This is a genomic window from Acaryochloris sp. 'Moss Beach' (assembly GCF_021497025.1).
Taxonomy (GTDB): Bacteria; Cyanobacteriota; Cyanobacteriia; order Thermosynechococcales; family Thermosynechococcaceae; genus Acaryochloris; species Acaryochloris marina_A.
Window position 1 is genome coordinate 4,310,982 of sequence record NZ_CP071717.1, and the last position, 25,202, is coordinate 4,336,183.

Annotated in this window: 18 protein-coding genes and 3 pseudogenes; 8 read left to right on the top strand and 13 right to left on the bottom strand. The window is 49.1% G+C overall.

The window, feature by feature from the left end:
* Positions 1-72: 72 nt before the first annotated feature.
* Positions 73-2,127, top strand: a complete 2,055-nt coding sequence (locus tag HRE53_RS20385) for a pentapeptide repeat-containing protein (protein ID WP_235107731.1) — start codon at positions 73-75, stop codon at positions 2,125-2,127.
* 22 nt (positions 2,128-2,149) lie between these two features.
* Here the strand turns inward: HRE53_RS20385 and shc are convergent, their stop codons facing one another.
* Positions 2,150-4,069, bottom strand: a complete 1,920-nt coding sequence (gene shc, locus HRE53_RS20390) for a squalene--hopene cyclase (RefSeq protein WP_235107732.1) — start codon at positions 4,067-4,069, stop codon at positions 2,150-2,152.
* 325 nt (positions 4,070-4,394) lie between these two features.
* Here shc and HRE53_RS20395 point away from each other — a divergent pair, with 325 nt between their 5' ends.
* On the top strand, positions 4,395-5,261 hold the full coding sequence (locus HRE53_RS20395; protein ID WP_235107733.1) for a DUF928 domain-containing protein: 867 nt from the start codon (positions 4,395-4,397) through the stop codon (positions 5,259-5,261).
* An 80-nt stretch (positions 5,262-5,341) separates the two neighbouring features.
* Here HRE53_RS20395 and HRE53_RS20400 read toward each other — a convergent pair whose 3' ends face one another.
* Positions 5,342-6,352, bottom strand: a complete 1,011-nt coding sequence (locus HRE53_RS20400; protein WP_235107734.1) for a hypothetical protein — start codon at positions 6,350-6,352, stop codon at positions 5,342-5,344.
* A 124-nt stretch (positions 6,353-6,476) separates the two neighbouring features.
* Between HRE53_RS20400 and HRE53_RS20405 the strand changes: the two genes are divergently transcribed.
* From HRE53_RS20405 to HRE53_RS20415, 3 genes are all read left to right on the top strand, one after another.
* A complete protein-coding gene (locus tag HRE53_RS20405) occupies positions 6,477-7,019 on the top strand; it encodes a dihydrofolate reductase family protein (RefSeq protein WP_235107735.1) in 543 nt (180 codons plus the stop codon).
* Positions 7,016-7,168 (top strand): hypothetical protein, encoded by a 153-nt coding sequence (locus tag HRE53_RS20410; RefSeq protein ID WP_235107736.1) that lies wholly within the window; start codon positions 7,016-7,018, stop codon positions 7,166-7,168. The genes HRE53_RS20405 and HRE53_RS20410 overlap by 4 nt, the downstream gene beginning before the upstream one ends.
* Before the next feature lie 62 nt (positions 7,169-7,230).
* Positions 7,231-8,553: a S41 family peptidase gene (locus HRE53_RS20415; protein ID WP_235111183.1), complete on the top strand. Its 1,323-nt coding sequence runs from the start codon at positions 7,231-7,233 to the stop codon at positions 8,551-8,553.
* Positions 8,554-8,580: 27 nt separating this feature from the next.
* Here HRE53_RS20415 and HRE53_RS20420 read toward each other — a convergent pair whose 3' ends face one another.
* From HRE53_RS20420 to HRE53_RS20450, 7 genes and pseudogenes are all read right to left on the bottom strand, one after another.
* Positions 8,581-9,360 (bottom strand): sulfite exporter TauE/SafE family protein, encoded by a 780-nt coding sequence (locus HRE53_RS20420; RefSeq protein ID WP_315876630.1) that lies wholly within the window; start codon positions 9,358-9,360, stop codon positions 8,581-8,583.
* A gap of 162 nt (positions 9,361-9,522) precedes the next feature.
* The gene (locus HRE53_RS20425; protein ID WP_396133460.1) at positions 9,523-12,627 is read right to left on the bottom strand and encodes a cobaltochelatase subunit CobN; all 3,105 of its coding nucleotides are present in this window, start codon (positions 12,625-12,627) and stop codon (positions 9,523-9,525) included.
* Positions 12,628-12,638: 11 nt separating this feature from the next.
* A pseudogene (locus HRE53_RS35235) lies at positions 12,639-13,311 on the bottom strand (DUF3479 domain-containing protein); the annotation flags it as partial.
* 165 nt (positions 13,312-13,476) lie between these two features.
* Positions 13,477-13,941: a divergent PAP2 family protein gene (locus HRE53_RS20435; protein WP_212665066.1), complete on the bottom strand. Its 465-nt coding sequence runs from the start codon at positions 13,939-13,941 to the stop codon at positions 13,477-13,479.
* A gap of 42 nt (positions 13,942-13,983) precedes the next feature.
* Positions 13,984-14,934 (bottom strand): geranylgeranyl diphosphate synthase CrtE, encoded by a 951-nt coding sequence (gene crtE / locus HRE53_RS20440; protein WP_212665067.1) that lies wholly within the window; start codon positions 14,932-14,934, stop codon positions 13,984-13,986.
* 113 nt (positions 14,935-15,047) lie between these two features.
* Positions 15,048-15,935, bottom strand: coding sequence for a bifunctional methylenetetrahydrofolate dehydrogenase/methenyltetrahydrofolate cyclohydrolase FolD (gene folD, locus HRE53_RS20445; RefSeq protein WP_212665068.1), 888 nt, complete (start codon positions 15,933-15,935; stop codon positions 15,048-15,050).
* A 54-nt stretch (positions 15,936-15,989) separates the two neighbouring features.
* Complete coding sequence (locus HRE53_RS20450) at positions 15,990-16,808, bottom strand: IS4 family transposase (RefSeq protein ID WP_255801490.1); 819 nt, start codon at positions 16,806-16,808, stop codon at positions 15,990-15,992.
* A 116-nt stretch (positions 16,809-16,924) separates the two neighbouring features.
* On the opposite strand from HRE53_RS20450, the pseudogene HRE53_RS20455 reads away from it, so the two are divergent.
* Positions 16,925-18,292, top strand: a pseudogene (locus HRE53_RS20455) (ISKra4 family transposase).
* 38 nt (positions 18,293-18,330) lie between these two features.
* Here HRE53_RS20455 and HRE53_RS20460 read toward each other — a convergent pair.
* Positions 18,331-18,543: pseudogene (locus HRE53_RS20460) on the bottom strand (IS4 family transposase); the annotation flags it as partial.
* Between the two features lie 169 nt (positions 18,544-18,712).
* On the opposite strand from HRE53_RS20460, the gene sipA reads away from it, so the two are divergent.
* Positions 18,713-18,940, top strand: coding sequence for a regulatory protein SipA (gene sipA / locus HRE53_RS20465; RefSeq protein ID WP_212665069.1), 228 nt, complete (start codon positions 18,713-18,715; stop codon positions 18,938-18,940).
* Here the strand turns inward: sipA and HRE53_RS20470 are convergent.
* The gene (locus HRE53_RS20470; RefSeq protein WP_235107740.1) at positions 18,937-20,268 is read right to left on the bottom strand and encodes a pitrilysin family protein; all 1,332 of its coding nucleotides are present in this window, start codon (positions 20,266-20,268) and stop codon (positions 18,937-18,939) included. The two genes, sipA and HRE53_RS20470, sit on opposite strands and share 4 nt — an antisense overlap.
* Positions 20,269-21,576 carry a pitrilysin family protein gene (locus tag HRE53_RS20475; protein WP_235111185.1) on the bottom strand — a complete coding sequence of 436 codons (1,308 nt, stop codon included), beginning with the start codon at positions 21,574-21,576 and terminating at the stop codon, positions 20,269-20,271.
* Positions 21,577-21,799: 223 nt separating this feature from the next.
* Between HRE53_RS20475 and thrB the strand changes: the two genes are divergently transcribed.
* Positions 21,800-22,729: a homoserine kinase gene (gene thrB / locus HRE53_RS20480; protein WP_235107741.1), complete on the top strand. Its 930-nt coding sequence runs from the start codon at positions 21,800-21,802 to the stop codon at positions 22,727-22,729.
* A 51-nt stretch (positions 22,730-22,780) separates the two neighbouring features.
* On the opposite strand, the gene HRE53_RS20485 is transcribed toward thrB, so the two are convergent.
* The gene (locus HRE53_RS20485; protein WP_212665073.1) at positions 22,781-25,120 is read right to left on the bottom strand and encodes a tyrosine-protein kinase domain-containing protein; all 2,340 of its coding nucleotides are present in this window, start codon (positions 25,118-25,120) and stop codon (positions 22,781-22,783) included.
* Between the last annotated feature and the right edge of the window lie 82 nt (positions 25,121-25,202).

Below are 25,202 nucleotides of genomic sequence, written 5' to 3' on the forward strand. Positions count from 1 at the left end.
CTATTTGATCGCGATTTTGATGAGTAAAACATCCCTGGAGAGAAATCCCATCCCCAATATCCAAGCGCAAAGATGAACAAAACGCTTCTTGACGAGAACAATGATCATCCCTTGGCAGAAAGCTTTCAGAGAGTCAATGTGATCTCCGAGGATTATCTACGTTTAGCGGTAATTAAACAGGAAGCCAGTCAATCTCAGCTTTCCTTAGCTGCCTATATTCATCAACTTGAACAATATAACCAGGCACAGCAGTCTACCCCCCCTCCAAAACCACCTCTCCTCAAACCGTTCTCGATTCTGGATGCCAAGGTGAGTGATTTTGTGGCTTGGCTAGAAATGATTTCTATCATTAAGCTGGCAACGGTCCTGGGCGAAGCAGCTATTCTCATTGCCTTTATTTCTTATCTTTTCTCTATCCCCTATCAACAGCAGAAAAAAATAGACGATGCTCGTAATGTTCTCGTGGATCAAAAGGGGCAACAACATAGTGATGGCAGAATAGCGGCCCTCAAAACCCTCGATTCACTCTGTGCTAGCAATGCTGGCCTGCAAGCCCCCAAGGCCCAAATGGTGGGAATTCAACTGAATCATTGCCACAAATTGTTTTTCAGTTTCGAAAGTTTTCACCAATGGCCTTTCCAGTTTTCTGAGCATCAAGGCATTGATTTATCCTATGCAAATTTAGATCGAGCCAATCTTGCCAAAGCCAATTTAGAAAAAGCCAACCTCAAGGGCAGTAATTTAAAGGGAATCAACCTCAGCGAAGCCAATCTGCAAGGGGCCAATCTGCAAGGGGCCAATCTAGAAGGCGCGAATCTAGAAGGGGCCAATCTGCAAGGGGCTAACTTTACGGATGCAGTATTGCACGGCAGCTTTCTCAATAATGCCAATTTAACGAAGGCCAATCTATCGCAGGCAAAAATGCACAAGGTGCAGGCCCTATGGGCGAAATTTAATCAAGCCAACCTTCATCGCACAGATTTATATCAAGCCAATCTGAATCGCTCCAACTTTAAGGGTAGTGATCTGTACAAAGCCAATTTGCAGGATAGCTCCCTCCAATCGGCTGACTTTTTAGACGATGCCAACTTGCGGTCGACGAACTTAAAAAGTGCCGATCTCTCTAAAGCCAGCTTTTGGGCACTCCACCAACTCAAGCGGGCCAAGCACTGGCAGTCCGCCACTAAAAGTCCCAATTGGATGCAAACGATTGCCCGCCCTCGCTCGCCTCGCTTACGAATTGGCCTGATCAAATCAGCCGATAGCACTATCTTTAAAGCCTATGAATTGGGAATGCGGCGAGCGGCCAATCGACGAGTCGAAATTTGGAGTTTGCTGTCTGCCTCCGGGGTTCAAAATGAAGCCCAAACCATCCAGGAACTGATTGACTCCGGTATTGATGCCATCGTGTTGTCTCCAGAAGATCCATTAGGGTCTATCTCAGCCCTTGAAAAGGCTTATCAAGCTGGCGTAGTAGTGATTACAGTCGATTTCTGTTTCGATAAAGAAACCGCAAAAGATATGGTGTTTGCTTGTTTCAATACCAATAGCTTAAAAATGGGAGCTGATTCGGCAGAACACCTCACCCAATGGGCTTCGACCCATCTGCAGGATCAGCCTCTAAATATTGGCGTGGTGGATAGTGCGGAATATGAACGGTATTACCCCAACTATCAAGGCTTCTTAAAAGGCATGGCTGCATCCGCAGTTAAATGGCGAGAAATTTCTTCCGTAGATGCGATTACTCGAACCGACATTGCTCGCGTTAAAGAAATGCTGTCGGAGAATCCCCAGATCAATATCTTGTGGGGCGGATCTAACTTGGCCACAGAAATTTCTGTGGCGGCAGTAGAAGAATTAGGGTGGCAAGAGAAAGTTAAAGTTTTTGGCATTCTGGATCTATCTAAAGACAAGGCCCGAATGCTGTTAGATCCCAACAGTCCCCTCCAATCGATCATCGATCAGGCAGGGGTCAAAATCGGCTACAAAGCCGTCCATGCGGCAGTAGAAGTGTTAAGACATCAAAAAACTCAGTACACCGAATATCCGATAGAACATCGGCTGTTGACCCAGACTGATAAAGCCGCTGTCAAAGAGCTATTAACGGAAGCCAACAGCATTCAATAGCCCCATTCGTTGTTGGTTCAACTTAGCTATTTTGTTGCAACATTGTTTGATAGCGGCCCAGGGCCGTTAAGGGGAAATGCTGCTGGTAAAGATGATATTTCAGATAGAAATGGCCAGGAAAACCCGTGCCTGTGAAATAGTCTTCATCCCAAGTGCCATCCATCTTTTGCGTGGTCGTGAGATAATTCACACCTCGCTCAATCGCTGCATCAGCATAAGTGGAGGTCGCTTCACCTGCTGACAGCAGTCCCATAACCGCCCAAGCCGTTTGGGAAGCTGTGCTAGGACCTTGGCCTTTGAGCTTAGGGTCGTCATAGCTGGCACAAGTCTCGCCCCAACCCCCATCAGCATTTTGACAACTCACTAACCAAGCGGCAGCTTGTTTGATTTCAGATTGCCAACCTTGCGGATCGATCAAGGCTAAGGCAGCCAACACGCCACTCGTACCGTAAATATAGTTGACTCCCCAACGCCCAAACCAGCAGCCTTCGGGTTCTTGCTCGGTTCGCAAATACCGCAGTGCCCGATCAACGCTATCTTTCCCCGTCGTCTTATGACAGCGCCCGATCATTTCCAGCACACGAGCAGTGACATCGGCGGTATTGGGGTCAATCATGGCTTTGAGGTCCCCGTAGGGCAAGGCATTCAGCCAGTCTTGATCGTTATTGATATCAAAGGCGGCCCATCCTCCAGGACGGCATTGCATGGTGGCAATCCAGTTCGTGGCTCTGACAATGGCAGCATCCTTGGCCTGTTCATCTGGCAACTGAACTTCGTTCAAGGCCATGACCACAACGGCGGTATCGTCCACATCGGGATAAAAGCGATTGTCAAACTCAAAGGCCCAGCCCCCTGGCAAACCCCCTGGATTTTTAACGGACCAATCTCCGTAATCTAAGATTTGTTTATCTAGCAGCCATTCTCCCGCTTTCACCAGGGCTGGATGGTCTGGAGCTAAACCGGATTCGGCTAACCCCCGCACCACTAGGGCCGTATCCCACACAGGAGAAATACAGGGTTGAATCCAATATTGATCCTCGGTTTCGAGGGCAAAGGCATCCAGAGCCGCCATACCCCGTTCAATAATCGGATCGTGGACATCGTATTCCAGGGCTTTCAATCCCAGTAAGGAATTGAGCATGGCCGGGATAATCCCGCCCCAGTCACCGGTTGCTTCTTGACGCTCCAAGATCCAACGCTCTGCAGCACGAATCCCTTCTTCTCGGAAGGGAACTAGATTGGTGGCTTCGGCAAATTTGAATAGACCATCTAGATAAATAAATGCATCGGTCCATTCGTTGCTGAGGGGCAGATCAAATTGGGCGCGATTTCGGCCTTCTACATAGAGCTCATCCAGATTGAATCCAGCTTCGACTGCGTAGATCGGCTCCCGATCCATAACGATCAGCAAGGGTACGGTACTGCCCCTAGCCCAACTGGACATTTCATAAATGGTGACGGGAAATTGCTCCGGCAACAACATCACCCAGGGCGGTAAAGAGGGAATGCCTCGCCATTCATAACAGCCAATTAACGCCAAATGCAGCTTGGTAAACACGCGGGTGCGGCTAATCCCCCCATGCTCCAAAATAAATTCTCTAGCCCTCACCATCGCTGGGTCGGTGGCAGAAACCCCCAAGAGTTTTAGGGCCATGTACGCTTCTACAGAAACGCTGATTTCGCCACCATCGCCAAAATAGAGTTCCCAGCCGCCGTGGTCTCGCTGTTGCGATCGCAAATAAGTCTCCACCTTCGCCAAGGGTCGACTGCGATCCGTGCCCCAAATCTTGTGCAGCAGAACCACTTCAGAGGTAATCGAAACATTGGATTCCAGCTCTGCCCACCAGTAACCTTTCTCATCTTGCTGGGTAAGCAGATAGCTTTGCGAAGCTGCAATCGCAGCTTCGAGGGTTTTAGGATTCACTCTGTCTCGAACATGCATAGCTCTCAAATTCAGTCAATTGTGACGACAGTCGATTCATCTTACCGGATTCCGCAAAGGTGCGGCACGATTGTGGTTCCACTCTCCTAGCTGGAACACATTCTGAAGTGTAGGAGTCTATTTTAATAACCGTTCTCCCAGGACAAAATCACCCTGTCCCCTTTACTCAAGCAATCGCCTCCCGACCAGCATTCTCCCTTCAATCCGTGAAGTAGTCAGGATATAGCTTGGGTATGATGAGGAAGTGCTTAGTGTCTGGAAAATTTCGCCAGCTCCCCTTGAACCGTTCTGCACCCATTTTTTTGAGAGGCCCAGCTGACTAACAATGTCTAAATCTTGTTCTACCCCTGCAAAACGGATCGCGACATTAGCAGCGGGAGGCTTAGTGGGAGTTTTATGGTCGGCCTTACCTAGCCATGCTGGATTTAAGCCACCCGGGGATTTGGAAAAACCCGGAAATCGACGAGGGTTAGCGACACGAGCATTCGAACCGAAGAAAGGGCCATTAAACGAGAGTGCACCTCGACGGCCTAGCCGAGTGGTTCCGATTCCCTTACCCAGACCGGATGCACCGCCCATCTGGGAATCACCGGATGACCCCGCCTTTTCACCACAGCCAGGTCAACCTAAAACCTGTGTTGCCAGCGGTCAACCCACCCTCACCACATTGGTACCCAAAAGTAATATTGGCTTAAGTGCAACAGCTTTTCCAACCTTTTATTGGTTTACCCCCACTAATAGCTACCGCATCGTCCAGTTCAGTTTGTACGAAGTAGGGGCTGGAGGTCGCTCTAGGAAAGAAGTCTATTCCACTACTTTCCAGGCTTCAGGCAAAGCAGGACTATCTAGAATTTCCATCCCCGATCAAGAATCAACCCTCGCCTTGAAACCAAAAACAGATTATCAATGGGTCGTGGGACTCTTCTGTACTCGCAAGGGCCGCAATGGCATCATCGCCAATGGGTGGATTCGCTATGTACCGCCTACCCAAGACGTAGCTAAAAAGGTCTCAAAATCTAAACTTAAGGATCAGGCCAACGCCTTTGCAGAAGCAGGCTATTGGTATGATGCCGTGCAGGCATTAGCCGCCGCTCGACGAGAGAAACCTGAGGATGGACGTCTTAGTAAAACATGGAAAACGTTATTTGAAGCAGACGCCGTTCAACTTTCGGGGATTGCTGCTCAAAAATAGCGCAGAATAACATCTAGAGCGTGCTCTAGGTGCATCTCTATATTCTCAAAGGCAGTATAGAAGGCTGACACAACGAGCCATCACTTCAACGTGAATAGTTTGCGGATAGGGCGCGATGACTTCGCTTCTAGGGAGGTGATCAATTCATACTCTCCTGGACGAAACCTTTTTTTAGAGGGTGTAATCCCTAAGGTAAAGACTCCAACTTTACGATCTAGCTCACTCGTTTCTCGAAAAACTTGGATGGGAGGAATTTTGTCATCCTTAGTCTTGCCAAGATAGCGGAGTATATAGGTGATTTCAGAATCGCCTCGGAATTGCACATTCGCAATGCTGGGCAGTTTAGCCGTAAAGGCTAGAGTCTTGATTTCAGTCGAGAGTTCACTAAAGTCTTCTGCACAGGGTTCTTCGGCATCGCTACTCCCCTCACAAATTTTGATGCCACTGACGCTGTTATTTAGACCAGCATCTTCAATATCACCCTCATTGCGCTTGGTGACATCCTCAGGATCAGTCCAAACCGAAAAATTTTGCTCCTCAGCCAGAGGTTTTTGTCTGCCTATTCCTTCTGGCGTTAGGGTGACACGATAGTTACCGGGTTGCAGGTTAACCTGATCCAGCGGTAGGGCTACCTCTCGCTTCCCCTTCGGAACGTCAAAAACGTTGCTAAACACCTCAGACTCTTGGTCAGGCTCTGGCCAGTAATCCAGGGTAACCTTAACCTGTTTAGCTGCTTTACCTTTTCGGAGTTTCGCGCTGACCGTAATGGCTTGAGTCTGTTCCAAGAAAGCTATCTCATGCTTTTCACACTGGCCGTCTACCGGGGATTTACAAACGGCTACATTGGTAAAGCGGACCAGATTTCCCCCTGTCACCATCAATGCCGCAAACAAAACCATCACGGCTAAAAATATTTTCAAGAAGCGAGATTTCAGCCAGGGGAAACGCTGATTGAGACGTCCCTGAATGGGAGGGGCCACAAGGATGACGGAGAGTAGTGCAATGATAAAACCAATCCACTCACCTGAAATCAACAAACCTGAACTCATGAGGAGTGCTACTACTGTGAGCAGCCACTGAAAAAATTTCATAGTTTTTGCAAAATATCACCAATTCCCCCATCGTTTTATAACACTAAATAGTCTATTTACTTTACTGAAATAGTAATTAAAAAACTCTGGATAAAGTCAAAATTAAAGAGGTCAATGGCCACCCATGAGCACAAAAGTTTCTGTTTTTATTGCGACCAGCTTAGATGGGTTTATTGCCAGGAAAAATGGAGACATCGACTGGCTCAATGATGCCAATGCAACTGTCCCGGAGGGGGAAGATTGCGGTTATCAAGCCTTTATGGCATCGGTGGATGTCCTCATCATGGGGCGCAAGACTTATGAACAGGTTCTATCTTTTGGAGCGTGGCCCTACGGCCAAACCCAAGTCATTGTCTTGAGTCAAAACCCTATCAAATTCCCTGACCACTTACCTACCTGCATTACACACTCAGCAGAAACCCCACCCATGCTCTACAACCGTCTCGCCAAGGAAGGTGCCCAGCATTTATACATAGATGGTGGGGTGACCATCCAGAGATTTTTAGCAGCGGGCCTCATAGATGAACTCACGATTACCGTGATTTCCATTCTGTTAGGGGAAGGGATATCTCTGTTCGGTCCCTTGTCAAAAGATCTTCAGCTGACGCACCTCAGCTCTCACACCTATGACTTTGGATTTGTCCAACTTAAATATGCCATTCCTTGAAACATGCTCCCTCGCTTCCCAGTCAGTTCACGCAGGTGCTTGGACAGGATGGTTGTGATGCGATCGCAGATCTGTATTGCTCTACGGTCAGTAAGATCTCATCAGAGACTCAAGCCTTCCCACCCTCATCGCTGATCACTCAACGCTAGGATTGTGGCATGCTCTAGCCTTACCCATGCCAATATTGCCCCGTCAAACTCTCATCACGATTATGTTTATTTTTCGGCCCCAGGTTGCGCTTGTCTCTACAGCACTCTCAATAGCAGCCGTCACAACCGCTTTCGCCACCCCTAAGACCTGGGCAGCCCCAAATCCCGACTCCTCCAAAGCCATCATCGACGAGGTTTGGCAAGTGATCAACGGTGATTATTTAGATACAACCTTCAATGGTACAAATTGGCCTGCTGTTCGCAGCCAATACTTAAACCGTACCTATACGTCCAAAGAAGAAGTCTATGATGCAGTCCGCGAAATGCTGGACAAACTTGAGGATCCCTATACTCGCTTTTTAGATCCTCAGCAGCTCAAAAACATGCAAATTAGTACTTCAGGCGAACTAACGGGAGTTGGGGTACAAATCACCCAGGATGAAAAAACCAAAGACATCACCGTTATTGCTCCGATTGAAGGAAGTCCCGCATCCCAAGCCGGACTCTTAAACAAAGATGTGATCGTTCAAGTAGATGATACGAACATCAGAGGGATGGATTTGAATGAAGCGGTCAGCCTCATTCGAGGTCCCGTTAACTCCAACGTGACTCTCACCGTTTTACGGGGTCAGGAGCAGTTGAGTTTTAAGATCAAGCGGGCTCGCATTGAAATCCATCCTGTTCGATTTTCCGCTCAAATGAATCCAGCAGGCACCGTTGGCTATATCCGCCTCAATCAATTTAGCAGCAACGCCACCTCTGAAATGCGCGAAGCCATTCAAGAATTGAAAAAACAACGGGTCACCGGATTCGTGCTAGACCTGCGCTCAAATCCGGGTGGATTGCTATATTCCAGTGCTGAAATCGCCCGGATGTGGATGGGGGAAGGGACGATTGTGGCCACCGTAGACCGTAAAGGGGGCGAAGATAAACTCACTTCTGATAAAAACACCCTAACGGATAAGCCGCTCGTCATCTTGGTGGATGGGGGATCTGCCAGTGCCAGTGAGATTTTGGCCGGGGCCTTGCAAGATCATCAGCGCGCAATCTTGCTCGGAACTCAGACATTTGGGAAAGGCCTCGTTCAATCTGTAATGCCTTTGGAGGATGACTCGGGTTTATCTCTAACGGTTGCTAAATATATGACCCCCAATGGTCGAGATATTAACAAAAAAGGCATTGAGCCTGATATTGAAGTCAAACTCACAGACAAACAGCGAGGCGACCTTTTCCAAGACCCAAGCAAACTAGGCACAGCATCGGATCCTCAATATGCGAAAGCGGTAGCCGAACTCAATAAACAAGTTGAAAAACAGCGTTGGGAAAAGGTCACCGTTGCCACCCAGTATCTGTACTCATACCTAAAATCCTTAGTCGTGAATTAAGGCTGATTTCTGCTGCCCTACCCCCTGTTAGTGACGGATCAGAACAAAGATAGCCACCAAAAAGATAAAGTAGCCAAATCCTGTTTGTAGATCCTCATCATTGATAAAGCGGGTTAGATACGATCCCACCAGCGTGCCCAGACTCGCAGCCACCGTCAGAGACCCAACCAATGGCCAATCCACTGTGACTTGATGGATATACCCCAAAAAACCAGTCCCTGACTTGGCCGCGATAATGACTAGAGAGGTGCCAATCGCCTCTTTCATTGGAATCCCGCCGACCAGCACCAGAGCCGGGATGATTAAGAATCCTCCCCCCACTCCGACAAATCCGGTCAGGATGCCAACCCCTAGGCCCTCTAATGGAATAATCCACCCATAATGCTGGATAGATGATGCACCCTGCTCCTCGATTATGAGGGCAGCATCGACAATTTCTGTCTTGCTTTTTTGAATCATTAAAACACTGGCAATCACCATGACCACGCCAAAACAGATTAGCTGGATGGTCTCTGTGATCGACGGCAGTGCTGTTAGGCGTGCACCCAGATAGGCCCCCACCATTGCTGCTGGCGTAAAGACAAGAGCCATTTTGAGATTGACATTCCCCTGAAACCAATGGGGAATCGCACCCACTAGGCTCACTGTTCCTACAATGACGAGACTCATTGCGATCGCAACCTTCGCCCCCACTCCCATCACATAAACCAAAATAGGAACCGCCAAGATGGAACCGCCTCCACCCATCAAGCCCAAACTGAGACCAATACCAACGGCCAGTACATGACCCATAACAGTGGTAAACATATCTGCCTCGTTAGCTACTGGAACCACACTGTAGTTGTCATTTGCAGGCACTGTCTCCATCAGTTATCTCGGTTTGATAGATCTTGAAGATAGGCAGCCTATCGTTGTCACCAGATGTGATCGAATTGCTAAAACAGCAGGTCATAAAGGATATTCAAGCCTTTAAACTTTAACCCCTTCTAGCTCTTCGTCCGTTAGCTCATACAACGCACGGAGTTGATCTAGAGTATCCTGATCGGGACTCCAAAAGCCGCGACCGTGGGCTTCTAGCATTCTGCCCACAATATTACGAAACGCTTCAGGATTAGCTTGGCGTAACTTCTCAGCCATTTCTGGATCCAGGGCATAGGTCTCTGCAGCCTGGTCATAAACCCAACCTTCTTGGAAATCAGCCGTACCGCCCCAACCAATCAAGGCCGTCATTCGCTGGGAAATTTCATAGGCTCCGCCAGATCCTTGATCCGCCATGGCATCTGCCCATTTGGGATTGAGCAACTTAGTTCGGTACTCCATCCGCAACAGAGAGTCTAAATCGCGGGGAGTCGTGTCTTTAGAGAAACTTTCAACGAAATTGGCTTTGACCTTACTGCCCCGTTGTTTCTCAGCAGCTAACTTCAGGCCACCTGTATTAGCATAATATTCTTGAATATCCGTCAGACCATATTCCACCGAGTCAATTTCTTGGACAATTTGCTCAGTACTCTTAAGTAACGTTTGCAGCACTTCCGGGCGAGCTTGACCTTTATCATTTCGGCCATAGCTAAAAGCATTGCGATCGCTCCAAGTTTGCCCCAGCTCATCTGAAGATTCCCAGTTAGAATCTGTGACTCGGTCATTGACCAAGGAACCAAAATCTCCGGCAGGGTTGGAGAAGAGGCGAGCAGAGACATTCTCGACCCCCTGCTCTTTCAGGGCTAGGGCATGTTTGCGAATAAAGTTTTGCTCTGGGGGTTCGTCTGCTTCAGCCGCACGTAAGAACAGGTCATCCAACAGCTCAATGATATTGACAAAGCTATCGCGGAAGATACCGGATAGATTTGCTAAGACATCCACGCGGGGATGGTCTAACTGATCTAAGGGAGTGAGACCATAGCGAACAATCCGCCCTGTCCCTTCTTTGATGGGTTCTGCCCCGACGAGTTCCAAAAGAATGCCCAAGGATTCCCCTCGGGTCTTAATGGCATCTAATCCCCACAGCATCACCGCTACGGTTTCTGGGTAGGTGCCTTTGTCTTCCAGGTTTTGCTCCAATATCTTGCGGGCAATCTCCCGACCTCGCTCATAGGCAGCTGGAGAAGGCATCCGGTAGGGATCGAGGGCATGGATATTCCGGCCTGTAGGTAAAACACCAGGGCCATCCCGGAGTAGATCACCACCTGGGGCCGGGGGCACATATTCTCCGTTTAACCCCCGCAGAAGATTGGTGAGTTCATCGCTAGTTTGAGCCAGTAGGCTACGGATTTGTAGCGCTTCTTCTAGCTTGGGAGTGCTGCCATTGAGTTCAAACCGTTGGCGGATCTGATCGGATGCTTCGCCCGTAGCAACGGCTGCGATCGCATCTTCTGGCAATTCCTCTCCAAAGTAAGCCTCAAGGTAACTCTCCAGTTTTTCAGCATCGGGAGATTCGCCCAATACATGCAGCCCCGAAGAGAATAACCGCGTTTCTAGAACTTGCAGATATTCGTATAGCTCCACCAAATAGTGGTTAAAGGCGTCAGCACTAAACATGCGGGCATTTTCAGGGGTGAATTCAATGCCTCCCCGTTTGGCTTCCTGGAACGGACAGTCTGCGTCAATGCCCGCATCAATAATTTTTTTACAAATAGCTTCCCGCAGCACCGCATTTTTTTCAGGATCTTCGCGATATTCCTGAATCAGATCTCGTAAGGCAGCAAGCTCTTTATACAGTTCCGCTCGACCATAAGGCGGGACGTTATGGGAGATCAAAACCCCATATCCTCGACGCTTGGCCAAAATCGACTCTGAGGGGTTGTTGGCAGCGTAAATATAGAGGTTAGGGATATTTCCTAGCAGCACATCCGGCCAGGAATAGCCTGTATTCCCCAGGGGACTTCCCGGTAACCATTCCACGGTGCCATGCATCCCAAAGTGGATCACCCCATCAGCCTGGAAGCCATTTTGCAACCATTTATAAAAGGCCGCATATTGAGGATGAGGGGTCAGATCCCGCTCAAACATCAGACGCATGGGATCACCCGACAAACCTAATGGGGGCTGGACACCAATCCAGACATTTCCCATTTGGATGCCGCCGACGCTGAATTCTTCACCATTGGTTTTAATCCCGGTGCCCGTCAGAGAGTTCCATTGCTTTTCAATGCGGTGGGTGAGCAAATACCCCAGCCACCGTTCGAGCTGACGGACATTGACAGAGGTCGATCCATCATGGCCATTCATCTGGGCCGGATCGCCTAAGCCATTATCTGCTTCTCGCACCCAGTTGATAATTTCTTCACCATCCTCTGGCAGATCCCCCACGTTGTAGCCCTGGGCTTTGAGGGACCTAAGGAGACTCAGCAAAGATTTAGGAACATTTAAAAGGGCTGCGGTTCCCGTTGCCCCATACCCCGGTGGAAATCCATAGAGCAGAACAGCCAGCTTTCGCTCGGCCATAGGCTTCTGGCGCAGGGAAATCCACTGCTTTAGCCGTCCGGTCAATCGATCCACCCGTTCTGGCACGATGTAAATGTCATTGCCGACTAGCCCGCCGAGGGGAATCGTATCAATGGCCCCATCCAGTTCGGGCAGGGCATAAAGCACCACACTTTGCAGACCACCAATCCCCTGACGTGTCCAAGAATAAATATCCTGAATCAGCAGAGGAGCGGCTACGAGGTAAGGCACGTTCTTTGCGCTGAGAATCTGCTTGGCTACCGCTACTTGCCGTCCCGCTTCCATGGAGCCTGCAGGGCCGCCCACAAGAGGGAAGCCAATCGTCGAGACAATGGCATCTACTTCAGCCGCCTTCTCAGATAAGGATAAGATCTCCTTAGTGCCCTGCTGGCGTTGCGCCTGTTCATGGCGGGTGGTCATCAGATCTCGCACGGCCACATGACCTTCCACCCCGTTAATGAAAATTGGCAAGGGAATCAGTCCCGCTTCCTCAAACTTGCGAATCATTTGAGGGATATAGGGTTGCTTGGTAATCACATGCTTGCGATACAGCAGAATTCCCACCACTGGGGGTTGGTCAAAATGGATGTGGCGGGTTGCTGACGTCGCCCCGGCCTTCCAGAGGAAGGGCAATCGATCGATGCGATACCAGTCTAGATAATCCTGAGGGGAATCAAAAAAAGCCTTCATAGTCTGGATGGAGCAGGCCAATATTGGGGGGTTTCGATGGGAGGGGGAATTTCAGCGTTGAGGGGTAAGTTCAGATATTTTTTCGGCCAAGGTCCAACACATGGCGGCTACATTCTCAGGCCCCCCGGCATTCCAATAGCCGTAGATAATCAGCCAGTTACGGAGATCCTGAACCTTTTTGCCAGGGACATACTTGAGCAGCTTAGGTCCAACTTTGAGAAAGCTGATATACCCGGCCAGCTTGTCTTCTTCTTTGCCACTGCCAAACTTATCCAGAATAAATTTGACGGGCTTGGGCATGCCCTTGGGTTTCTCGCCAATCACAAACTTGCCTAACTGGGTCAGGCTCATCAGTTCCAATGCCGATTCAAATACCAAGCGAATGGGAATATCCTGCACCCGCTCCTGCAGCCACAGGACTTGGTCGTAATCGAAAACTAAGCTGCTAAAGAAGACATCCGCCCCTTGTAAGGCAGCGGTGACGGCATCTGGGTCAGCGTTAATATCGCGATCGCTAAAGATCTGCACTTCCAAACCCGGACAGCGGGCTTGTGCCAGCTCGGCAGCTCTGATATACAAATCGATATTAAAGGACTCAAATCCCGCAATCAGAACTATCCGTGCCATCTGTGCAGCCTAAAATCGGTTGACGTCTCTTCCTAAATCTTAATGATCTTTCAGGGGTTTTAGCAGAAGAGTTTCGGACAGTTTCCCTGAACGACAACCTTGCCCCATCGCAGGGCGTTGGCAAAATAATTTATTTCGTGATGGATTAAGGCATCAAACCGAGCCTTAGAATAGCAACCCCGCTGGACCGAGCAGGATAGCAATACCCACGCCTAAGATCGAGCCTACAATCACTTGTACAGGCGTATGGCCCAGAAGTTCCTTGAGACGGTCTTCATTAAATTCGGGATGCTCTTGAAACATTTCATCCACAATCTGATTGAGGACCTTGGCCTGCTTGCCTGCTGCCTGGCGCACGCCGGCTGCATCATACATGACGATGATGGCAAAGACCGTTGCGATCGCAAATTCCGTACTATCCCATCCATGGACTTGCCCCACACAGGTGGCCAAGGTCGTCACCGACGCTGAATGGGAACTGGGCATGCCTCCTGTTTCTACCAGTACTCGAAAATTGATTTTGCCGTTTTGAGCGAGATCAATAATGATCTTGAGGCTTTGGGCCAGCAAACTTGCTGCCAAGGAAACCAGCAAAACCTGGTTGTTGATAATATTGCCAAAATCCTGCATATTTATCGTCGAGACTTAGACAAGGAGAGCATTTTACAGAATCTAGGATTGACGAGAAGTAATAAAATCAGCCAGAGCCTGTAATGGAGCTGATTGATCACCATAAACGGCTAGCTCTGCTTTCGCTTCTTCAATCAGATGTTGGGCTTGTCGCTTTGACTCTGGAATGCCCCAGAGACTGGGGTAAGTCGCTTTCTGGGCTTCTACATCTTTGCCTGCCGTTTTTCCTAGCTTTTCACTGGTTGCCGTCACATCCAATACATCGTCAATAATTTGGAATGCAAGACCGATATTGCGGGCATATTTGGAGCATCGATCCAAGAGTTCTTGATCTGCACCTGCCAGTTCTGCTCCCGATAAAACCGACGCTTCTAGCAATGCCCCGGTTTTATGGGCATGGATAAAGTTCAAAGTCGAGAGGGTGACATCTTCCGCTCCCTCGGACTCTAAATCAACGACTTGGCCTCCCACTAAACCCGTAGCAGCCACCGCATGTCCCAGACGGGCAACGACCTTCAAAACCTGTTCTGGCGGAACCTGCTGGGTCTGAATCGCTACATGCTCATAGGCATAGGCCAACAACCCATCGCCTGCCAGAATGGCGATATCTTCGCCATATTTCTTGTGGTTGGTGGGCTTGCCCCGACGAAAGTCATCGTTATCCATGGCGGGTAGATCGTCATGAATCAGTGACATCGTATGGATCATTTCTAGGGCACAAGCTGTGGGCATTGCCATCTCAATGGTGCCACCAGCCAGTTCACAAGCCGCCAAGCATAAAATAGGCCGGAGACGCTTCCCTCCCGCCATTAAGGAGTACCGCATCGCCTCATAAATTTTTTCGGGGTAGACCACGGGAATAGAGGCATCTAACGCGGCCTCCACCAGTTCTCGCCGCTGAGAGAGATAGTCTACAAGGTTAAAATTGGAGGGGGTTGAACCAGACAAATCTTGGGTAGATGAGGTTTTCTGAGGGTTTTCAGCGGATATCATCCTGGTGATCCTTCGTGATCTTTGACGATGAAATGGTCACTCTAAGTCGGGCAAAAAAAGCCCTCTAGTTGTTGACAGCAGTGATTCAGTGCGATCTCAACCATGAGGCTAGTTCAACTATTGTATGATCCTTTGTGCCGTTGCCTATAACTCCACACCGTATTCTCCAAAAGCATGGATACAGTCATCGGACCCACGCCCCCCGGTACAGGAGTAATCAATGAACTTTGAGGCTGAACTGAGGCAAACTCTACATCCCCCACTAATCGGGCTTTCCCCTCAACCTCTTGTCGGCTAATCCCCACATCAATCACGACAGCCCCAGGTTTGACCATATCTGCCGTAATCAGTCCTGGCTTGCCGACAGCCGCCACCAACACGTCAGCAGTGCGGGTAACAGCGGCTAAATCAGGGGTGCGAGAATGGGCCATCGTCACTGTGGCATTGGCTGCCAACAGCATCAGAGATACAGGTTTGCCCACCAAAATACTGCGGCCAATGACCACCGCATGCTTACCTGACAACTCAACATCATAGGCAGCTAACAATCGCATCACCCCTGCGGGGGTACAGCTGCGCAACCCAGACTCACCACGCACCAGTCGTCCTAAACTTAAGGGATGTAAACCATCTACATCTTTATCCGGATCGATCTCGTAGAGTAGGGCCGTGGAATCTAAATGGGGGGGCAAGGGCAACTGCACCAGAATGCCATCGACTTGAGGATTAGCATTTAAGTCATGAATCGTTTGCTTCACTTCATCAAAGGCCACCTCTGTAGGGAAATGATGACCAAAAGAAGCAATCCCTAGCCGTTCGCAGGCCCGCTCTTTATTGCGAACATAGGCTGCACTCGCCGGGTTATCTCCCACCATCAGAACAGCTAATCCGGGCGGACGACCTATTTCGGCTTGCAAAATTTGGATTTGGGCGGTCAGCTCCCCTTGAATTTTTTGGGCTAGTCCCTTGCCATCCAGCAGCTTGGAAGACTCAACAGGCATCGGTCATGTCCTTCTGATGCGGTTAAAAGTGCTTCTCGATTGTATAGGCTTACCCTAAGTACAGGACAAAAACGGTAACACCTCCCGGAACTCATCTGCTCTCTGGTCAAGATTGAGAACAATGCCTCGTAGATGGTCAAAGCCATAACGAAAGATGCTTTTGGTTCTCCTGCCATGTTTCTTGAGCTTAAGAGGCTTGAGTTGATGCAACCATTGTCCAGTGCGAAATGCCCAGCACAGGGCCAAAGTCAGCAATGCGAATAACTTACTGAGCCGCTCTACATCTTGTAGATGGGTAGATTCGAGACAAAATCCACGGGTTTTGAAAATGCCAAAGAGGGTTTCAATCCCCCACCGATGTGCATAATCAGAGATCGCAGTTTTAGGTGCATGAGCCGTCGCAACAATTAGTAGCTTCCCATCCTCAAGCTTGAGTGCAGCAACATAAACCCAATGGCCCCATAAGCATCGACGATTCTTGAGTACCTGAGTCTGGTTGGGTTTCAAATGGGCAAAAACAACCTTACCTTTGAGACCTGTTCGCCCCTTGGAGAGTTTGTCACTTTCACGAATGCGAATTCGGAAAGGCATGCGAGTTTGCTTGAGCAGATATTCAAACCACTGTTCTCCCATAAACTCTCGGTCTGCCGTCAAGCACTGGACCTGTCTCTGGGGAAACAACTGTTGCCATTCATCCAAGAGCTCTATGCGTTCTTGAGTGTTGGAATTGCCCTTCTTATCTAGCATCCACCACAGCACTGGAAAAGCTACACCCTCATGAACAATTCCTAGTGTCAGGATATTGAACACGACTGAACCAAATTGCCATTGGGTGCGGTCAATACTGAGGACCCAAGGTTCAGGGATGTCCATCAAGGACACGACGGTATGGGCAAAGTCGTAGTAGGGCGCTTTTGAAGGATGTAGGAGGGGTACTCTTCAAGAAAAAGGGACGAGATAATGATCCCGACCCCATTCAAAAAAGCACCATGACTTTACCCCAATTAGAGGCTCTATATCCAGAACATGCAGACTGGTCATCCTACTGCCAGCAATTGCACCAAGCCAGTAATCTGTCTGCGATGGTTCTCATTGCTCTGCAATTAGGACTCCTGTTTGCCCGCCTGACCTTAGAGAAAGCACTCAATACTCGTGCGCAATTTCCCACGATTTGGCCAGATTGTTCAGTCTGTGGACGACATATTCGCTCCAAAGGATTTCGGTCTCGCCAGATGAAGACGCTGGTGGGTCAGATCGCCTGAAAGCGAAGAGTCGGGCGTTGCCCCAATCAAACCTGTAAGGTGAGTCTCAGTGTGCCCTTAGATCAAGCGTTGGGTATTGCTCCTTATCAATCGAGTAGTGAAGAACTGATACGTTTGGGATGCTTGATGAGTATTGTCATGCCCTATGAACTATCGAGTTGGATGCTGCATCAATGTACCGGAATAGCGGTGAGTGCGAGTACCTTGTGGTCTTGGGTTGCGCATTATGGACAACAGTCTCAATCCCGATTAAAACAACAACTAGAGCAGTTCCTCCGAGGAGTATGTCTGTCACCAGACACCTTGGAGGAGATGACCGCCATGCTCCGTCTTGCTATTGCTGCTGATGGGGTGATGGTGCCTTTTCGACCGAAGCCTAAAACCGCTAAAGGTAAAACTCGATGGCGGGAAGTGAAGGTCGGTCTATTTGCTCGCTTAGGACAGCATCTAACCCGGTCTGGAAAACAAGTGACTCGATTATGTCATCGTCGATTAGTAGCTGTTTTGGGGGATATTGATACCTTTATTCCTCTCATGCAGATGGAGGCTCAACGACAATCCATTGACACTGCTCCCCAAGTCATTTGGTTGAGTGATGGCGGACGGGGATTCTGGCGGGTCTACCGTCAGTGCTTTGCCCATTGTGCGATGGGTATTCTCGATTTCTATCATGCCGCTGGACATCTGTGGCGAGCGACTGCAGCCTTATTCGATTGTCGGTCCCCTGAGGCTAAAAATTGGTTCAAGAACTGGCGGTCTCTACTCAGACATGGGCAACATCACGCTGTACTTAAATCCTTGACTGCCCTGGTCACTACAGATATTCCGCAGGGCAAAGATTTAGAGACACTTATCCAGGTGCACACTTATTTCCAAACCCATCATCGACATATCCGCTATCAGGATTTTGAGAAGGACCAATGTCCACTTGGCAGTGGCATGATTGAGAGTGCTTGCAAGTGGCTGATTCAAAAGCGCTTTAAGGGAGTGGGGATGCGATGGAGTGAGGATGGATTCAATCATCTCCTTCACCTGAGATTGGATTGGGTGAATCAACGCTTTGATACCTTATTCCCCCATGTCCCAACGAGGTAAATTCAGGTCTCCCACGACTGCCGAAAGCGCCCGTCGTAGTAATCTAGCTCAAAATTACGGAAGAATCGTTGTAAGCGTTTGTAGTGAGCGTCTTGAGTCGCTTTACCTCTAAATCCTGTCGCCAATTCTGAAAGGTTGACGGTCTTTACCCGAAACAGGGCTATCAAAAATAAGGCGACAAAGCTCAATCGAGCACCATGCCATCGCAAGTGGGGCTGCAAGGTTTGACGAAGAAGAGTAACCTGATTCATAGGGTTTCATTGTGAGGGGTAGTTATCTCCATGGAACCCTATCTCTGTCTACGCTTTCAAGTTTTTGTCCTGTACTGAGAGGCTTACCTTAAATTTCGAGATAGTCTTAACCTAAGGGTCAATTTTCTATCTCGGTTGACCATTCATACTCAAGAAATTGTCCTTAACTATGTCTGAATCTATTGATATTGGCGATCGCATTCGCATTGTTTCCCTCCCACCCTATGTCAAAACCGCTGAGCCGATGCCGATGTTACGGCCTCCAGATGTAATCCATGTGGGTGAAGAAGGCACAGTTCTCAGTCGAGAACCAGGTGATTACTGGAGTGTGCGCATGGAGAATGGGGCTTATTTACTCAGCAGTCAATATTTAGAAAAAGTAGACTCCGCCGATTAGGAGGGAGCTAGCCACGGTTGCACAGCAGTGTCCGACCCAACCAAGGAAATATGGGATTGCTGTAGGTGCTGACAAGCAGCCTGATAGACGGCTTCAACATCTAAACTGGCAATCTGTTTGGGGAAATTCTGATCATAGTGAATACCTAATCCCAAGGCTTCGTACCAGCCCATCAGATGAGCCAATTGAGCATTACTTTGTTTGCCCAAGACATATTGTCCTAGGAGCTTACTCTTGGCTGTTTCTAGCTCTTCGGTTGCCAGGGGCTGTTGGCTGAGGCGATCAATTTCAGCTTGGAGTTTCGCCAGTGCGATCTCAGTATTGTCCGCAGCCGTCCCCAAATACACGACAAAATGCGATGGCCCTAAGCGAGTGGGATAGAAACCCGACACCTCATAGGCCAATCCCTGCTTTTCTCGCAGTTCCACAAACAACCGACTAGACAGGCCGCTACAGAGGTAGGTATACAGCAATTTCAGTGCAGCATAGTCCGGCTCCTGCACAGAAGGGGCGAGATGCCCCAACATCACAATACTCTGCTGGCTCGGTTGTGTCGTTATGGAAATATTTGAGCTAGGCCCCGTCGAGGCAGGCGTCTTCGCCACTGGCTGTAACCCAACAGGTGGAAGCAATGGCTGCTTAGGGACTGGCCAATCTCCCAACACCTGTTGACAATATTGCACTGCCTCCAAAGCCTTCAAATTACCTGAAAGACTAATCACCATATTGTCAGGCCGAAAATAGGTCTGATGATACTGATGCAGATCAGCAGGTTGAAGCTGAGCAATCTGGTCAGGGTCTCCTGGTCCGATTTGAGTGTAGGGATGGCCTGGGGGAAAAAGGGACTGTCTGAGCCCCTTCAGAGCCAAGGTAAAGGGCTGCTCTTGCTGAGAGCGAATCGATTGCAGAGCCAACTTCTTTTCTAACTCCACTTCAGAGGTGGGGAAAGAGGGATGCTGGAGTAACTCAGCCGCCAGGGACAGAATATCTAAGAAATCTTCAGAAACGGTTTTTAGGCTGAGTAAGAAATAGTCAGGCGCTCGTTCTACCCCTAGACTGGCCCCGACCGATTCCACCTGTTCGGCAATTTCAGCCGAGGACAATCGGTGCGTCCCTTTGGTGAGGGTGGCCGCCATCAAATAGGCTACTCCAGCCTGCCCCAAGGGTTCACGAGTATTGCCTGCCCCGACAAAAATGCGAGCCGAAACAATATCAGCAATGGGGTTCTCTGTGATCAGCACCACCAGCCCATTGGCTAACGCAAACTTCTGGCAGAGTAACCCTGAAGTGACGGGAACTGAAGTAATGGGAGAGGGAAGAGGCAGCATTCAATAAGAGCAGGGTTGCAACGTAGTAATCGCGTAGTGGCTAGGGGAAAGGTATTTTTGGGCAAGCGTTTGCAAGGTTTTGGGGTCAATGGCCTGAATCAGCCGTGGATAGGTAAAGGCTTGTTCCAATTCGCCCAATATACTGTAATACCCATATAATCCGGCCAACTGATTGACCATTTCTGTCCCAAAGATAAAGTCGTTGACCACCAATTGCTGACATCGATGCAGCTCGACCTCTGGAATGGGGATTTCCCCCAACTGATACATATGCTCACGAATGACCGTTTCTACCACCTCTAGATACTTCGGATCTAGCCAAACAGAGATTGTGAAACATCCCCCTTCTCGCTGCAGAAAAAATTCACTGTGGACATCATAAATCCAGCCTCGTTGTTCTAATAAATCTGAGACCAACCGAGATGTGCGTCCTCCAGTTAATATCACCGACAACAGGTCAAATCCATACCCCTGTTCTTTCTCGGTTACACCCGGTCCTAACCAGGCTATGGTCAACCGGGCTTGGTCGATCCCTGGGGTTTCCATGGCATGGTAACGGCGTTGGTCCACAGGGTTCAGAGGGCTGGGGGATGACAGCAGGTCTCTAGAAGCAGGGGTATGGGGCCAATCACAATGCCGATGTACCAGGTCTATGGCTTGTTCATGGGTCAGATCGCCCACCAAGACGATCGTCATATTCTCGGGCTGATAAAGCTGATGGTGAAAGTCCCGTACATGGGCCGCAGAGAGAAACGGGGGCAATTCTGCCAAACCCAGCACTGGACGCCCATAGGGATGGTTGGGAAAGACGAGTTGACGCACCGATTGATAGACTACCCAGTCGGGATTGTCATAGGCTTGATCAATTTCTGTACGGATGATTTCTTGTTCCTGCTTAAATTCAGCTTCAGGAACCGCTGCATGGATTAAAAGTTCAGCCAGCTGTGCAAAGCAAGGTTCAAGCTGATCTGCTAAGGTCACCATGTAGAAATGAGCATAATCATAGCCCGTGGCCGCATTGACTATTCCACCCTGGCACTCCAGCAGCCGATCAAATTCTTGGGGTGAGACGGTTTCAGTACCCTTGAAAATCATATGCTCTAAAACATGAGCCAATCCAGGTACTGCCTCAGGCTCCCTGGTGACCCCTGCATTGACCCAAATATCAACGGTCACGACTGGCGTGAACGGTAGGTATTGATGCAGAACCGTTAATCCATTCTCTAAACAAGTTTGATTGACGGGATGGGCTGCCCCTCTGGTCTGGACAGGCTGCCAACGCTTAGCAGGATCGTGATTAAACCACATCAACGATGGTTAAGACATGAGGGACAAGGGAATGGATCTTCTAAAGTTTTGCATTGATTAACAAGACTATAAAAGGGAGACCGAACTGGAAGAAAAAACTAAACTCTATTTCTCTGATCTAGAACGATTCTGTGAGAAGTTACTATATATCAGTCTACAAGACGGCAGGAAGTCCCGTTCTCCAGCCCCTCTCTATCTTTCACCTTCTCGGCGCTCCCTCCCCATGTCGAATATACAAACACTAACCCTCCAGGTCCCTGCGACTACAGCCAATATTGGTCCAGGCTTCGACTGTTTAGGGGCAGCCCTCTCTCTCTACAATCGTTTTCAATTTACCCGTCTTCCAGATCATTCTGAATCGCCCATCATCCGGGCTACAGGAACTGGTGCTGATCAACTCCCGACAGATGCCCAAAACCTGGTCTATCGAGCATTTGCGGCCACGTATCAGCATCTAGGTCAAACACCACCCGCCATCGAAATTGATATCCATTTAGATATTCCCCAAGCGAGAGGATTAGGCAGCTCCGCCACAGCCATTATTGCGGGTCTGATAGGAGCCAATGAACTGGCCCACCAACCTTTAGGCCAATCAGAATTACTGCAGCTAGCCATTGACCTAGAAGGCCACCCAGATAATGTCGTACCTGCCCTGGTGGGAGGTTGCTGTCTCGCCGCCAAAGACTTGGATGACAAATGGCAAGTCTGCCCGATAGATTGGTCCCCCGAGGTGGTTCCCATTGTCGCCATACCGGACTTTGAACTAAAGACCGATCTGGCTCGCAATGCTCTACCCGAGACCTGTGGGTATGGTGATGCGATTTTTAATATGGCTCATCTCGGCTTTTTGATGAAAGGGTTAGAGCAAGCCGATCCAACCCTCCTCAAAACGGCCCTTGATGATAAATTGCACCAACCCTATCGGCTGAAGCTAATTCCTGGATTTGCAGAGGCTTATAAGGCTGCCCTAGATGCTGGGGCCTACGGCCTGGTCATCAGTGGGGCTGGTCCGACCCTTTTGGCACTGGGTGATAGCGAAACGGCAGATGCGATCGCATCTGCCATCCGCAACCAGTGGCAAACAGCCAACCTTTCAGTAAAAACTCAGGTTCTAAGTCTAGATAGACAAGGCGCTATCGTTCAATTCATCTAAATCGCTTCCCTCAGCCTCAATGCTCAAACAGAATTGAAAGCTAGGTAACCCTTAGTTCTTAATCCCGTTGGCAACAACGCCCAAGATAGGAATTTGAGCAATTTCTAGCATGCGGAGACTTTCCTTCAGGAGGCTTCTGGGAACACTCCCTAGATGTGCAACCACCATTAAGCCATCTGTTTGAGGCGCAATAATCGTTGGATCCGCGAGGTTTAAGGGTGGGCAGTCGTAAATGATTAAATCAAACTGTTCAGCAAACACGCCCATCAGCTTCTGCATCTTTTGAGATGCCAAGATGCGAGTCGGATCGGACGGCAACATCCCTGCCGTCAGGACAAAGAGGTTCTCTGTACCCGGTAGTGGATGAATCGTGGACTGAAGATTGCCTTCCGTTGCCATCAGATCACTCAATCCAGGGCTGTTGGGTAAATTGAGAACGCGGCTAAGACTGGGAGCCCGCAAATCAGCATCGACCAACAAGACTCTTCTTCCCATGGCTGCTGCCGCCTGAGCAAGGTGCATCGAGGTAGTCGATTTCCCTTCCTGGGGTGAGCAGGATGAAATAACCAGAGAAGAAATCGGTAAGTCAGGATTAAGGAGGTGCAATTGAGAGTAAAGGGAGCGGAAGGCCTCCAAGAATGGTGAATAGGAGTACTCTGAGGCTTTCTTGTTATTGGCAAAGTTACTCAAACTAGCCAAAGAGAATTGCTCGTTATTCAGCAATGAAGGCTGTTCCTTTTGCTCAAGCAGAGCGAGTCCCATTTCACTCTTAAGGAAGTCACCTTCCGAAGACAGAAAGGGAGTTTCTTCTAGCTGCTTTTGCTGAGGGATGATACCTAGGATAGGACGCTTTAATTCAGCTCGAAGATCCTGCAAGGAGTGTATGGCATCATTGGTTCTGTCAAGAAGAATTGCAATGCCAACACCGAGTAAGAGCCCCAGCATAGTGCCTAAAGCCAAGTCACGCGGTAGATTAGCATCGGTAATAGTTGCTACATTAGGCTCCCCTAACAACTCCCAGGGCACCTCATTTCTCGCAGCATTAATTAAGAGTTCTTCTCGCTTCTCCAGAAATTTGCGATACGTATCATTGGCAATCTGAAGTTTCCGCTGCAGGTTTTCGTATTGGCGGGTAATGGCAGGCAGTTGCCCCATTTTCTGTTGTAGAGACGTTTGGGCTCTCAGAATCCCCTGTCGTTTTGCTTCTAAAACTTGCAGCTGTACCGAAGCATCAACAAATTGCTGACTCATCCCCTTCCGGAGGGAGTTTTGATAAGGGAGTGCTGCAGTATCAGGAATCGTACTGGACAAATTTCGGCCTAGGCTATTGCGGGCCGCTTGGTTGATTAAAGGCAACAGCTTATTACGCTGTTCTCGTAAATCTACGACTTCAGGGTGATTACTGGTGAGTTCCGCCGACCGAATGGCGAGTTGAGACTCAATTTCTTGCAATTGCGTCCGCAATTTCTGATAGCTGGGCGATTCGGTCAGAACAGTTGCAGCTTCAGCACCTGATGGAGTCAGTTTCAGTTGCTGTTGCAATGTTGTATACAGCTGCCGAGTCTCCATGAGCTGAATTTGGTTTTCAGCTAATTGGCCTTGAATGGCACCAGCTTGAGAGGAAACCTGCCCACCGAAGGTCGCAGGGTCGAGGAGCTGATATTGTTCACGGAACCGCTGCAAAAGTTGCTCAAATTGACGGACTTGGCCCTCAGCTTTAGGGAGTTCTCGATCAACAAACTGAATCGCTCTGCCCAAATTTGTTTGTCGTTCACTGACACTGTAGTCTGTGTATTGCTGAGCCACTTCAGCGGCAATAACTTTCGCAGACTCAGGATCGGCAGCATCAAGGCTAACTGACAAGATTTTGGTTGGAGCTTTGTTCTCAGCAACTCGCTCAATGGTTAAATTTTTTGCCAACTTTTTGTAAGACAAGTTGGGATACTGAGGGCTCAATTTGTCCGCAATGGGCTGGAGAATTTGAGGACTCAGAAGGATTTGGATCTGTGTAGGATAATCCAGAACCGTTTGGGAAGCCTGAGAGTTTCCTAAGCCTTGATCCTGAACTGAGGTATTGTTGCCGCTAAGTGAAGACACAACCTCACTTTCAGCCGTGACAGGCTCAATCAGGATGCGAAATTGACCTTGGTAAGAAGATGGTCGCGTCCGGCTCCAATATAAAGTTGAAACGGCAACAGCAGCGGTCACTAAAACGACCACGGGGAAGCGCCGACGAATAGCCCCAAAAAGCTGGCCAAGATTCAGACCTCCTTCTTCTTCTACACCTGCTTGAAAAGATTGAGGAAGGAGAGTTAGCGCTGGAGTAGGAGTTTCCTTAACGGTCTCCAGTCGCTGTAGTCTCGTCATTTTTGAGTTAGGGCTAGGTTTCATCGCCTTTTAGGGGGGTAAGTAAAGAACTTAAACTAATGCCAAACTTTTTACATCGCCTGAGTTTCAAGTCAGACTGCAGATA

What these genes read in the sequence shown, in the direction of transcription:
- folD (WP_212665068.1), bottom strand. Translation starts at nt 15,935, where the DNA reads ATGCCTGTTGAGTCTTCCAAGCTGCTGGATGGCAAGGGACTAGCCCAA.
- HRE53_RS20405 (WP_235107735.1), top strand. Translation starts at nt 6,477, where the DNA reads ATGAGCACAAAAGTTTCTGTTTTTATTGCGACCAGCTTAGATGGGTTT.
- HRE53_RS20415 (WP_235111183.1), top strand. Translation starts at nt 7,231, where the DNA reads ATGTTTATTTTTCGGCCCCAGGTTGCGCTTGTCTCTACAGCACTCTCA.
- HRE53_RS20385 (WP_235107731.1), top strand. Translation starts at nt 73, where the DNA reads ATGAACAAAACGCTTCTTGACGAGAACAATGATCATCCCTTGGCAGAA.
- HRE53_RS20400 (WP_235107734.1), bottom strand. Translation starts at nt 6,352, where the DNA reads ATGAAATTTTTTCAGTGGCTGCTCACAGTAGTAGCACTCCTCATGAGT.
- sipA (WP_212665069.1), top strand. Translation starts at nt 18,713, where the DNA reads ATGTCTGAATCTATTGATATTGGCGATCGCATTCGCATTGTTTCCCTC.
- shc (WP_235107732.1), bottom strand. Translation starts at nt 4,069, where the DNA reads ATGCATGTTCGAGACAGAGTGAATCCTAAAACCCTCGAAGCTGCGATT.
- HRE53_RS20420 (WP_315876630.1), bottom strand. Translation starts at nt 9,360, where the DNA reads ATGTTTACCACTGTTATGGGTCATGTACTGGCCGTTGGTATTGGTCTC.
- HRE53_RS20470 (WP_235107740.1), bottom strand. Translation starts at nt 20,268, where the DNA reads ATGCTGCCTCTTCCCTCTCCCATTACTTCAGTTCCCGTCACTTCAGGG.
- HRE53_RS20395 (WP_235107733.1), top strand. Translation starts at nt 4,395, where the DNA reads ATGTCTAAATCTTGTTCTACCCCTGCAAAACGGATCGCGACATTAGCA.
- HRE53_RS20435 (WP_212665066.1), bottom strand. Translation starts at nt 13,941, where the DNA reads ATGCAGGATTTTGGCAATATTATCAACAACCAGGTTTTGCTGGTTTCC.
- HRE53_RS20475 (WP_235111185.1), bottom strand. Translation starts at nt 21,576, where the DNA reads ATGTGGTTTAATCACGATCCTGCTAAGCGTTGGCAGCCTGTCCAGACC.
- thrB (WP_235107741.1), top strand. Translation starts at nt 21,800, where the DNA reads ATGTCGAATATACAAACACTAACCCTCCAGGTCCCTGCGACTACAGCC.
- crtE (WP_212665067.1), bottom strand. Translation starts at nt 14,934, where the DNA reads ATGATATCCGCTGAAAACCCTCAGAAAACCTCATCTACCCAAGATTTG.
- HRE53_RS20485 (WP_212665073.1), bottom strand. Translation starts at nt 25,120, where the DNA reads ATGAAACCTAGCCCTAACTCAAAAATGACGAGACTACAGCGACTGGAG.
- HRE53_RS20450 (WP_255801490.1), bottom strand. Translation starts at nt 16,808, where the DNA reads ATGGACATCCCTGAACCTTGGGTCCTCAGTATTGACCGCACCCAATGG.